This is a genomic window from Ensifer sp. Root142 (genome assembly GCF_001426785.1).
GTDB lineage: Bacteria > Pseudomonadota > Alphaproteobacteria > Rhizobiales > Rhizobiaceae > Ensifer > Ensifer canadensis.
The window spans coordinates 18,988-29,786 of record NZ_LMFK01000028.1 but is presented as its reverse complement, the minus strand read 5'-3'; the positions used below and the strand labels follow the sequence as shown (position 1 = coordinate 29,786).

At 57.9% G+C, this 10,799-nt stretch carries 12 protein-coding genes and 2 pseudogenes; 8 read left to right on the top strand and 6 right to left on the bottom strand.

Annotated features, from left to right (window positions below; all coding sequences use genetic code 11):
* Positions 1-98: 98 nt before the first annotated feature.
* Positions 99-223, top strand: a pseudogene (locus ASD52_RS39455) (MarR family transcriptional regulator); the annotation flags it as partial.
* Positions 224-243: 20 nt separating this feature from the next.
* Here the strand turns inward: ASD52_RS39455 and ASD52_RS24110 are convergent.
* The gene (locus tag ASD52_RS24110) at positions 244-1,023 is read right to left on the bottom strand and encodes an SDR family oxidoreductase (protein WP_057225654.1); all 780 of its coding nucleotides are present in this window, start codon (positions 1,021-1,023) and stop codon (positions 244-246) included.
* Complete coding sequence (locus ASD52_RS24105) at positions 1,023-1,343, bottom strand: nuclear transport factor 2 family protein (protein ID WP_057225653.1); 321 nt, start codon at positions 1,341-1,343, stop codon at positions 1,023-1,025. The genes ASD52_RS24110 and ASD52_RS24105 overlap by 1 nt, the downstream gene beginning before the upstream one ends.
* 95 nt (positions 1,344-1,438) lie before the next feature.
* On the opposite strand from ASD52_RS24105, the gene ASD52_RS24100 reads away from it, so the two are divergent.
* Together ASD52_RS24100 and ASD52_RS24095 are read left to right on the top strand one after the other, a co-directional pair.
* Positions 1,439-2,338 carry a LysR family transcriptional regulator gene (locus ASD52_RS24100; protein WP_057225652.1) on the top strand — a complete coding sequence of 300 codons (900 nt, stop codon included), beginning with the start codon at positions 1,439-1,441 and terminating at the stop codon, positions 2,336-2,338.
* Positions 2,339-2,553: 215 nt separating this feature from the next.
* Positions 2,554-2,832 (top strand): annotated as a pseudogene (locus ASD52_RS24095) (transposase); the annotation flags it as partial.
* A gap of 49 nt (positions 2,833-2,881) precedes the next feature.
* Here ASD52_RS24095 and ASD52_RS24090 read toward each other — a convergent pair.
* From ASD52_RS24090 to ASD52_RS24080, 3 genes are all read right to left on the bottom strand, one after another.
* Positions 2,882-3,181: a HigA family addiction module antitoxin gene (locus ASD52_RS24090; protein WP_057207929.1), complete on the bottom strand. Its 300-nt coding sequence runs from the start codon at positions 3,179-3,181 to the stop codon at positions 2,882-2,884.
* A gap of 29 nt (positions 3,182-3,210) precedes the next feature.
* Positions 3,211-3,492, bottom strand: a complete 282-nt coding sequence (locus ASD52_RS37730) for a type II toxin-antitoxin system RelE/ParE family toxin (protein WP_082571870.1) — start codon at positions 3,490-3,492, stop codon at positions 3,211-3,213.
* A gap of 262 nt (positions 3,493-3,754) precedes the next feature.
* The gene (locus ASD52_RS24080; RefSeq protein ID WP_057225650.1) at positions 3,755-5,284 is read right to left on the bottom strand and encodes a phospholipase D family protein; all 1,530 of its coding nucleotides are present in this window, start codon (positions 5,282-5,284) and stop codon (positions 3,755-3,757) included.
* Positions 5,285-5,605: 321 nt separating this feature from the next.
* Here ASD52_RS24080 and ASD52_RS24075 point away from each other — a divergent pair, with 321 nt between their 5' ends.
* From ASD52_RS24075 to ASD52_RS24065, 3 genes are all read left to right on the top strand, one after another.
* Entirely contained in the window at positions 5,606-6,124 is a 519-nt protein-coding gene (locus tag ASD52_RS24075; protein ID WP_057225649.1) for a VOC family protein, read from the top strand.
* Positions 6,125-6,243: 119 nt separating this feature from the next.
* The gene (locus ASD52_RS24070) at positions 6,244-7,251 is read left to right on the top strand and encodes a zinc-binding dehydrogenase (RefSeq protein ID WP_057225648.1); all 1,008 of its coding nucleotides are present in this window, start codon (positions 6,244-6,246) and stop codon (positions 7,249-7,251) included.
* Entirely contained in the window at positions 7,251-7,706 is a 456-nt protein-coding gene (locus ASD52_RS24065; RefSeq protein ID WP_025430647.1) for a heme-binding protein, read from the top strand. Before ASD52_RS24070 ends, ASD52_RS24065 begins: the two co-directional genes overlap by 1 nt.
* Positions 7,707-7,711: 5 nt before the next feature.
* On the opposite strand, the gene ASD52_RS24060 is transcribed toward ASD52_RS24065, so the two are convergent.
* Positions 7,712-8,365, bottom strand: coding sequence for a TetR family transcriptional regulator (locus ASD52_RS24060; RefSeq protein WP_057225655.1), 654 nt, complete (start codon positions 8,363-8,365; stop codon positions 7,712-7,714).
* Between the two features lie 275 nt (positions 8,366-8,640).
* Here ASD52_RS24060 and ASD52_RS24055 point away from each other — a divergent pair, with 275 nt between their 5' ends.
* A complete protein-coding gene (locus ASD52_RS24055) occupies positions 8,641-9,750 on the top strand; it encodes a sugar ABC transporter substrate-binding protein (protein ID WP_057225647.1) in 1,110 nt (369 codons plus the stop codon).
* A 76-nt stretch (positions 9,751-9,826) separates the two neighbouring features.
* The gene (locus ASD52_RS24050; RefSeq protein ID WP_057225639.1) at positions 9,827-10,792 is read left to right on the top strand and encodes an ABC transporter permease; all 966 of its coding nucleotides are present in this window, start codon (positions 9,827-9,829) and stop codon (positions 10,790-10,792) included.
* Positions 10,793-10,799: the final 7 nt, after the last annotated feature.

Below are 10,799 nucleotides of genomic sequence, written 5' to 3'. Positions count from 1 at the left end.
ATCAAGCGGAATGACTTGCCGGGCCTAGGCTTGCCGGATCCCGGCCGTTGGCCGCCGCGATGCTGATCCTCCGAAACGAGGCTCTTAACCGGTCAAGCCTCAGCGACACATTGCTCGCAACCTCTACACAGACGCCCCAGGAGTTGGCATCCTTGAATCGCGATGTCCGGCATCTCCGCGACGCCATTATTCACAGATCGGCGGATGGGACGCGCCCGCTTGATCCGTGAAGGCGTCTCGATCCTAAGCTGTTGGCACAGTTCCTCCATCGATGGTGTATTCGGTACCTGTGATCGATTCAGCGCGATCCGATGCCAGGAAAGCAATCAGGTTTGCCACTTCCGTCGGCTTGACAGGGCGCCCGAGAGGTATGCCGCCCAAACTATCCATGATGATCTTCTTGCCACCCTCAAGATCCGTACCCGCCTTGTCCGCCAAGCGCTGGGCCAAGTGAACGGACGCTTCCGTTTCGATCCAACCCGGAGACACTCGCACGACGCGGACGCCCTTGGGCGATACCTCCTTGGACATGGCCTTGCTATAAGTCGAGAGTGCCGCCTTGGCTGCGGCATAAGCCGTGGTCGCTTCCGGGAGAGGCAGCACTCTTTGGATGGACGTGACATGCACAACCACACCCATTCCCCGTGCGACCATGTCTGGAACCAGTTCGCGATCGAGTCGAACAGCGGGAAAAAGATTGAGAGACATTTCTTTGTGCCACTCGGCATCAGTTAGCGCCCCAAAGCCACCGCCGGCTGCTGACGAGCCACCCAGCATATGAACGATGATATCGATGTTGCCGAGACGTTGACGCGCAACGTCCGCGACGGCCGCGCAACCCACTTCAGTCGTGAGATCGGCCTCGACAAACAATTCTTCCGGCAGGTTCTCAGGACGCGCTCGCGCGGTCGTCAACACCTGCGCGCCGAGTTCCCGAAACAGGCTGACGGTCGCAGCCCCGGCGCCCTTGGTACCACCAGTAATGAGGGCTCGTTTGCCTCTCAGGTTGAGAAAGTCTGTCATCACCGGATCTCCAGCCAAGCGATGTTGCCGTCCTTGATGGTGAAGGCATATGAGAGCGTCACCGGACTGCCGGGAAACTGGCCGCTAACTTTGGCTCGGACGAGCACTTTGTTGCCGTCAACGGTGGTTTCCAAAGGTTCAGAAACGTACTGCGTCGCCTTCTTCGCAGCCACCCACCATTCACGGATTGCGACGACGCCTTGATGGCGCGATCCCTCATCTTCGACAACGGCTTCGATCGCAAACGTGTCCGACAGCGCATCCGCGTTGCTGCCGCTGTCAGCGTCAAAGTACATGTTCACGATATCGGGCATATCCATTGTGTTTCTCCTCATTGGCTCACCCGATAGTAGCGCTCGACCATTGCGTAGATAAGTGGGATAAGCCGGCATGCAGCAATGAACAGATCGGGACAATGGAACAAGCCAACCTGAAGGAACTTGAAGCGGTCATTGCTATTGCCCGGCGCGGCACATTCCGCGCAGCGGCCATCGAACTCGGCATGTCTACGACAGCGTTGAGCCACACAATAGGCAGGCTTGAGGCGGAGCTTGGGGTGCGATTGTTCAACCGCACCACACGCAGCGTGTCGCTGACGGATGCCGGCAGGCTCTTTGTGCAGCAGGTGGCGCCGTCGCTCCAGGATCTCTATGCCGCTTTGGATTCGGTGCGTGCGCAACGTGAGACACCTTCCGGAACAATACGGATCAACGCGGCGCCGTTCGCGGCGCGCGCAATCATCTCACCGCTCGTGCTTGAGTTCCTGCGCCGCTATCCCGACATGAATGTCGATATTGTAACTGAAGGAAAGATGGTCGATATCGTCAAGGACGGGTTTGATCTGGGAGTCAGGGTTGCGGGCCTCGTTCCCAGCGACATGATTGCCGTTTCGCTCGGCCGGCCGCAGCGACATGCTGTGGTTGGGTCTCCTGAATACTTCGAGAGGCATGGGAAGCCGGTGGTCCCTCCCGACCTTCTCAGCCATCGATGCATTCGCGTTCGCCTGCCCGATGGCTCCCTGTTTCGGTGGCGTTTCGAGAAGGACGGGGAGCAGGTGCAAATCGATGCACGCGGCCCGATATCGCTGGACGAGGCTAGCCTCACAAGAACCGCTGTCCTGGAAAGCGCCGGTATAGGTTACATCTTCGAGCAAGACATTTTCCCGGACATTGAGGCGGGGCGCGTCGTCCGTGTATTGGAAGACTGGACGCCACCATATCCGGGGCTTTGCCTTTACTACCCTGGGCGCCGAAATCTGTCAGCCGGGGTCAGGGCGTTCTTGGAACTTGCGCGTGAGCTCGCGACAGTGAGCTAATTGAACCGCCAGTGGAGAAGCTTGTTTGTCTCTACAACGCTCCAAGCGGACACAGATTTGCAATGCGTGAATGACCGGTGTGCGGCCAGTAGGCGACTGGTGATCTGCGATTCCGGAAGGAACGAGGGGAAAAGCAGACCGTCGGCCTCTAGGATTTCGTTTCAGCAACCTGGACAACCGACATGGGGCGCAATGCTGCCGTTTGCAGACCTAAGCGTGTCCGTCGCACAATTGCCGGCGCCTTTCATCATATCAGCTCGCAGCATGCCGACCTGTATTTCCACGAGATCGGCTTCCGCTGGTCACAGCGCATTGTTACGGGCCAGGCAGTGCGGAAAAGCCGAAATGGCAGGGAACGCATGAAAACCCTGTGGTCGCGGGTGCCGCCGGCGCTGCAATTGCTGCAAGTCTTTCGCGCCGCTACCGGCCGCCAAATGCGCAGAAGTCCGGATGGTGGGATCATCGTCAAATCAGCAGTCGCTGTCTTTGGTTGATAAAGGCCATGTATCGACTGGAATGTGCCGTGCCAGGGGCAGGGTCCGGCTATGCTGCTCTATCGATTTCCGGGATCAACTCCAGTTCGCCGTGAAGCGCTATTTCCACCGTCTTGAGGTTGAAGCTGGTCTGCATGTTCATCCAAAATTCCGGCGTTGTGCGGAAATACTTGGCGAGGCGCAGAGCGGTATCTGTCGTTATCGGTGTTTGCTCCGCCGCTATACGCTCGATGCGAGTGCGAGGGACATTGAGCTTTTTTGCCAGTGAACCGGCGCTCATGTTCAGCGGAAGTAGGTACTCCTCGCGGAGGATTTCGCCCGGATGGACCGGAGGAAGGATATGGGTCATCTCAAGCTCCTGTGTGCCACGATTGGCCATTAATGGTAGTCAACTATTTCGACGTCTTCGATACCGGCATCTGTCCATACAAAACATATGCGCCACTGATCATTGATCCGGATCGAATGTTGGCCTTCCCTATCGCCCTTAAGGGCTTCAAGTCGATTTCCCGGAGGGGAACGCAGGTCGTCCAGAGCAGCAGCGCTGTTCAGGATCGTCAATTTACGAACGGCTGACCTCACGATGTCGGAAGGAAAGCCTTTTGGGGCTTTGCCGCGCGCAACAGTCTCGGTTTTGTCATCGTTAAATGACCTGATCACATCACGCTCTTCATGCTTGTATCATATGGTGATACTGGTGAAAGTCAATCAACATGTATCATCGTACGATACAGATTCGCAATCGCGATCCTGTTTAAGCCATCCGAAGGTGCCGATCCTCGGTTCGATTCCTCTCACGAGCAGAGACTCGATGGTCGGCGGCTCTCCAGCCAAAGCGGAATAGGAGCCCCAGATTTTCTTAGGACGGTTTTGCCACTGCCAACGCTAGGCCTAATACCGGCGCGCCCGCGTCGCGAAAACCTCAGAGCTGCGAGCCGATAGGGAGAATCGCATAAAATCCCGCCACGAATTGATCCCAGGGCGAACCCGTCGGCTCATGATAATAGATCCGCTGCGTCCCGTCCGGCTCGGTCTGCGTCCACGAGATCCGCTTGTCCTTGTTCAGCCTTACGGCAAAGGTTTCTTCTCTTAAAACGCCTCTTAGGGCATTCGAGGTCTTCCTGGTAAATTCAGGCGAGTCGATCAGAATGCCCATCTCGGTATTGATATTCACCGACCGCGGGTCCCAGTTGAACGAGCCGACGAACAGGTAACGATCGTCGATGGTAAACGCCTTGGCATGCAGACCCGATCGCGATTCACCCCAATTGACGCCGCGCCGCGCTTCTTGATTTGCGTCAGGCCGAAGTTCGTAGAGGTGGACTCCACCTTCCAGAAGAGCCCGCCGGTCCTTTGCATAATGCGCATAGACTGGTTTCACGTCGTTCGATGCCAGCGAATTGGTAACAACCAACACCTCGACGCCCCGCGCCTCAAGTTCCCGCAACCACTCTGTGCCGCGTTTGCCTGGCACGAAATACGCAGAGATGATCTCAATCTTTGATGTCGCATGGGCGAAATACTTTGACAGTTGAGAGGCAAGAATCTCTTCTTCGTTGTCTTCAGCGGCCGCTTTTGAAGGGGGGTCCGAGTACATTTTGGCGGGAACCCACGCGAGCTTCAGCGTCGATGGCGTTAGATGCTGCTTCGCAGCCGCACGCACCACGCTGGCATATTCCGTCTCTCGAGCATCCCCGACGATCTCGTCAAGGCGATCGCGCGCTTCGTCGAGACTGAACCCCTCTGGTTCGCTAACGACGGCGCGCGCCGGCACTGCAAACTTGCTGTTCCAGTACTCATCAAAGTTTGTCGAGACTTCATCGACAACGGGTCCAGCAACCAGCACATCGAGATCCGAATAGTTCAATTCCCTCTTGGCCAGGAAATACTCATCGCCGATATTGCGGCCACCGACGATCGACATGGCATTATCGGCGGTCATCGACTTGTTGTGCATCCGGCGGTTGATCCGCTTGAAGTCGGTGAGGACGGCCGCGACAAGGCTCTGATCCCGCCAGAACGGGTTAAAGAGCCGGATTTCGATGTTTTTATGCGAGTCCAGAGCCGCAGTCACGGCGTCATAGCCCTTAGTGTCCATGTCATCGAGCAATAGCCGCACCCGCACACCCCGATCCGCGGCTTTCAGCAAGCTCCACGCAAAGATTTTTCCGGTAGGATCATTGTGCAGAAGGTAATACTGCGCATCGATCGTCTGTTCGGCGGCCGCTGCAAGCGCCAAGCGCGCCGCCAGCGCTTCTTCTCCGTTGCCGATCAGCCTAACCCCGGAGCGACCGTCCCTAGGATCACCAAGCCTTTGGACAGCTTGTGTCAGCCGCGTGCTTGTCGGCTGCGCGGGCGAATATGACGGTGTTTGCTTGAATGTTTGCACGGTGTGAGAACAGGCGGCGAGAAGAAACAAGGAAAGCCCTGCGGCCAGGATCAATGATTTCATACTATGCCCCAGCCAGAATGCTCCACGCCACCGCCCCTTCGCGGCTCGCAAAGCTAGACTTTGGCTGCGCCGCGCACTTTGTCGCTACTACAGATATGCTCTCACGTTTTGAGATTGAGCACCATTCCCGGAGTGATATCGTCCACCAAACCTCATTGTCGCTCCGGCGGTCCGGGTTCAGGTTTAGCTGTTTTCCATTTTGCGTAAAGCGCGGGTCCCGACGGGAGGGAAACTGGTTGCAATTAAATAACTAAATAGTTACATACTAAATTCGGTCGGCTTTTAGCCGGCGTGTGAATGGACCGCTCGGAGGGGGAATCGATGAAGGTTTTTGGGATGCAGCATATCGGCTTTACTGTGCCTGATCTTGAGGAGGCTGTGGGCTTTTTTGAAGCCGTATTCGGTGCCGCTAGATGCCTACAAACAGGGCCTATCGATGTGGACGACACCTTCATGCAAAGGCGCCTCGGTGTTCCGGCGGGCAGGCGGATCGAAAACATCATGGTGCTACGGGTCGGCAACGGGACCAACCTTGAACTGTTTCAGTATTCCGGAGAGGTTGACGGCGATGCCCCCCTTAAACGCAACAGTCAGCCGGGCGGTTTTCACATGGCGTTCGAGGTTGATGATTGCGAGGCTGCGGCAATGCGCTTGCGTGAGGCAGGTGTCGAGGTGCTCGAAGGGCCGACATATGTCGACAGCGGCGCCATGGAAGGGCTGACCTGGCTCTATCTGAAGGCCCCGTGGGGTCAGTTCCTCGAGGTTGTCAGCATGCCGGGTCCGCTTGGCTATGAACAGGCGAGAGGTCCGGTGCAATGGTCGCCGGTAACCGGTCACTGATGCGTAGTCCCTCCGCTCCGTTCGGTTTGGCGAGCGGATCACCTTCTAAGCACTAATTCACACAGGCAATTTTCCGTTGTCTTGGATGCGGTCATCTTCCTCGGCCGGAAAGGACCTTCATGCCCGATGAAATCGTGATTGTCGCAAAGCAGGCCTTTGAGCTGGCGTCCTACGAGGACTTGCCGTTGAAGGCGGGCGAAGTTCGCGGGCGCACGCTCTACACCCTCGTCAGCCAGGGCACTGAACTGGGCTGGGCCAATGGCGATGCTTTTCCCATTCGTCCCGGTTATGCCGCAGTCTTCAGGGTTGATGAGGTCGCCGGGGATGTCGTCGGCCTTCGGCCCGGCGAACTGAGGTTTGCGATGGGTGCTCATCGCGCCACGCAAACGCATCTCGCCAGACACACCTTGCCGCTGCCGGCTGATCTAGACCCTGGAACTGCAACGCTTGCACGTCTGATGGGCGTGTCGATGACCACGTTGATGACAACCATGGCTCGCCCAGGCGACCGCGTTGTCATAACAGGAGCCGGCCCGGTCGGCTTTCTCGCCGCACACCTTTTCAATATCAGCGGCTACCGTGTGACCGTCGTCGACCCTGACGAGCGGAGGCGAGCGCAGTTGGCACGAAGCGGTCTTTCCGATTGCAGAGAGCGGATGCCTCTTGGGCAAGATGCCTTCGCCGGTCGGGTCGCGCTTGTCGTGGATTGCTCGGGGCATGAGAATGCGATCCTTGATGGATGCCGCCTTGTGCGCAGGCTTGGGGAGGTGGTCATGGTTGGCGTTCCCTGGCGCAAATGGACGGATGCATCTGCCCATGATCTCATGAACGCCGTCTTCTTCAATCTTGCCACCTTGCGCTCTGGCTGGGAGTGGGAGATCCCATTGCACGCGCAAGGATTTCAATGGGAGGAGCTTCTCGCAGGGTACAACAATGCGCCCCATTCAGTTTTCGGCGGTTTCTCGCTTGCGCTCGACTGGCACGCTGAGGGCCGAATTCCACTCGACGGCCTGATACGGCTGGTCGTGCCAAACAATCCTTCATCGCTCTATTCGGATATCGCGGCCAAGCGCATTGAAGAGCCCTTCATCGTTCTCGATTGGACCCGTCTTGAGGGGGAAGAATAATGGAGCGCTCTCACCAGGAAAGTGGGCTGATCGTCACCGCCACGGCGCTTGCTGCAAATGCTGGGCTGCGCCTTGTCGGTCATGTGCTTGCGCATGCGTCCAGGAACGCCTGGCGGGTGGCCGTTTGCGTGGTCGATCCGCAAGGCGCGACACTTGCGGCGGCGCGAATGGATGAGGTGGCGCCGCCAATCTTAGACTTCGCGATGGACAAAGCCTTCACCGCGGCGACGATGAGGCGTACGACGGAAGCGTTCTTTGAGAGAATGGACAACAGTCCTTCGCTGCGGCTGGGCCTAGCCAATCGGTCTCGGCTTTTGGTCTGGGGCGGAGGCCTGCCAATCATCCACGGCGACCGGGTTGTCGGCGGGATCGGTGTGTCCGGTGCGCGAGACGTCGAAGATATCGAATGCGCCCGCCATGCACTCGACCTCGAGGGGCTGTCTTTCGAACTCTAGCGAGATTAGGCGCAAACCAGCCGCATGATCGTCTCGATATTGAAGCGGAGGCGTTCGTCGACCGCCTCTTTCGCCATCAAGTCACGCTCGAACACGATCGAGCCGGTGAAGCGGTTGGTCAGGTAATAGTAGCCGATTGCCGCAATGGTAATGTTCAGTTGCACTGGATCGATGCCGTGGCGAAAGACACCTTCAGAGGCGCCTCGTTCCAGCAACACTTCCACCATGTTGACGAACTTGCGGCTGGCCGTCTTGATCACCACGGATTTTTTCAGGTGCTTGGCGCGATGCAGGTTCTCGCTGTTGACCAGAGTGATGAATTCGGGGTTTTTCAGATAGTATTCCCAGGTGAAACGAACGAGCTTTTCGAGAGCTGCCTTTGGCTGCAAGTCATCCAGGTTAAGCTTCTGTTCCGCCGTGCGTATGTCGATATAGGCATCTTCCAGGACAGTCTGAAACAGGCCCTCCTTGCTTTCGAAATAGTGGTAGATCATCCGCTTGTTGGCCTTGGCCTTCTCGGCGATTACATCGACTCTCGCGCCGCCTAAGCCATTCTTTGCGAATTCTTTTTTGGCGGCATCCAGAATGCGTGCCTTGGTCGCCTCCGCATCGCGGATGCGCGGTTTGCGGCCCGGCTTTTCGGTCGGTTCGTTGATCATGCTCAAGGCCATTCCTCCAGCGCGCTCGCGGCTCATGTTGGCCAGTCATACACGCCAGCGTGCGTATCCGTCAAAGCGGTCAGTCGAAAATCATCAAGGCCGCAATCGCGAAAGGCTCTTGACTCCGGCTCCATCAAAGAAGTAACTAGTTAGTGCGTTAAGTGGGCGTGGGGAGCTGAGGAGGCTCGGCCCCGAAGGTGTGGATCGCCTTTGTTGCCCTCTGAAAAACCCGCCGAATGCGGGGAACGTTCAAACGTGGATTTGGGAGGAACGCCATGTCGACCTTTATCAAGGACTTTATCGAGCGCGAGACGCTCAGCCGTCGCAACTTCATCCTGGCCGCCGCCGCCGGCGTTGGGGCCATGACGGTTCCGGCCATTCTCGGGCGCAGTGGCGCACATGCGGCGCTGGTCGATCCGGCCATCGCATGGAGCTATCGCGATCGCGCCTCCGCCTACTGGAATTCGGTGATCTCGGGCGCTGAGGCTTTTGTCGAAACGATCGGCAAGCCGAAAGGTGCGCTTGTCAGCCTGATCAATGAAGGCTCGTCGGAAAAGTCACTCGCCGACATCAAGGCCTTCCTCGCCAAGAACAACGGCAACTGCGCGATTGCCTGCGATGCCAATGACAGCCCGAATGCAAGGCCAGTGGTGGAGGCGGTGTCTGCCGCCGGAGGTTACATCTCGACAATCTGGAACAAGACAGACGATCTGCATCCCTGGGACTTCGGTGATAACTACGTCTCCCACATGACCTGGTCGGACGAGAAACCGGCGGAAGAAACCGCGCGGATCCTGTTTGAGGCCATGGGTGGCGAGGGCGGAGTTGTTCATCTCGGTGGCATTGCTGCCAACAACCCTGCGGTTGAGCGCCTCAATGGCCTCAAGAACGCACTCAAGGATTATCCGAAGATCGAACTGCTCGACGCGCAGCCGGCCGACTGGGACACGCAGAAGGGCGCGGAACTCATGGCGTCGTTCCTGACCCGTCACGGTGACAAGATCAAGGGCGTACATTGCGCCAATGACAACATCGCCTATGGAGTGATCGAGGCCCTCCGGGCCGAAGGCATCGAAGGCATGCCGATCGTCGCTTACGACGGCAATCTCGAGGCCGTGCAGATGGTGCTGGAGGGTCAACTCCTGGCGACCGTCTTTACCAATCCGCATTGGGGCGGCGGCGTCACCGCGGCGCTCGCTTATCACGCAGCAATCGGCAGCTTCAAACCGTCCGAAGAGCCGAAAGAGCATCGTGAATTCTACGGTCCGACGATCCTCGTTACCGCCAAGGATGCAGAGGAATTCAAGGCAAAGTATCTCGATTCCGTGCCGGCTTACGACTGGAAGGATTTCTGGGGCCCGTCCAACGGCCAGATCCAGTACTGAGCTATCCGTCTGATGGAGGCGTCGTCGCATTCGCCTCCATTTCATTCATTACAGTCCGGGCGAAGGGGTGCCTAACGTGACACGTCGCATATCGCGCGAAACCTTGATCAAATGGGCGCCGTTGCTGGTGCTGATCGCGCTGGTGATCTTTTTCACCGCCCTCAATCCGACCTTCTTCTCGGTCCGCAATTTTGCCCGCATCGCCATCGCGGCGGCGCCGGCGCTGATGGTCGCCGTCGGCGTGACATTCATCATCATCATGGGATCGATCGACCTTTCCATGGAAGGAGCGATCTCGCTCACGGCGGTCGTGTTCGCGTTCGCCTTTGCGAAGTTCGGCGGCACGCTGATGAGCGCCGGTTGGCTGGCCATTCCGCTTATCCTTATGGTCGGCGGGCTGATCGGGTTCGTCAACGGGCTCGTTCACGTCAAGCTGCGAATACCCTCCTTCATGGCTAGCCTTGCGATGGGTTTCGTTGGGACTGGGGCTGCAATCCTCCTGACGGGCGGCGATATCGTCAAGGTGAGCGACGCAACGTTTCGGGGACTTTTGACCGTGCGTTGGTTCGGTTTCCCGATCATGGTCTACATCGCCGGCTTCTTCCTGTTCGTTGCCTGGTTCATACAAGCCCACACCACGCTCGGTCGCAATTTTTATGCCGTCGGTGGCGGTGAGGAACTGGCGCACGCATCCGGTCTCAACGTCAACCGCGTGCGTGTCACCGGGTTCGCGCTTGCCGGTGTCTTTTACGCACTGGCAGCGATCCTCGTGGTGGCGCGCATCGGTCAGGCCGAATCCGTGACCGGCTCGAACTTCATGTTCATCTCGATCACCTCGGTCGTAGTGGGTGGCGTGGCGCTCTGGGGCGGGATCGGGGGTGTGTGGAACGCGCTCATCGGCGTGCTGATCGTCGGTGTCATCAACAATGGAATGGTCGTCGTCGGTCTGCCCGATTTTCTCCAGGACGGGGTTCTCGGATTGCTCGTCATTCTTGCTGTCGTGCTGTCGACCGACCGCAAGATGGTTTCCTTCGTGAAGTGAGGCAGGG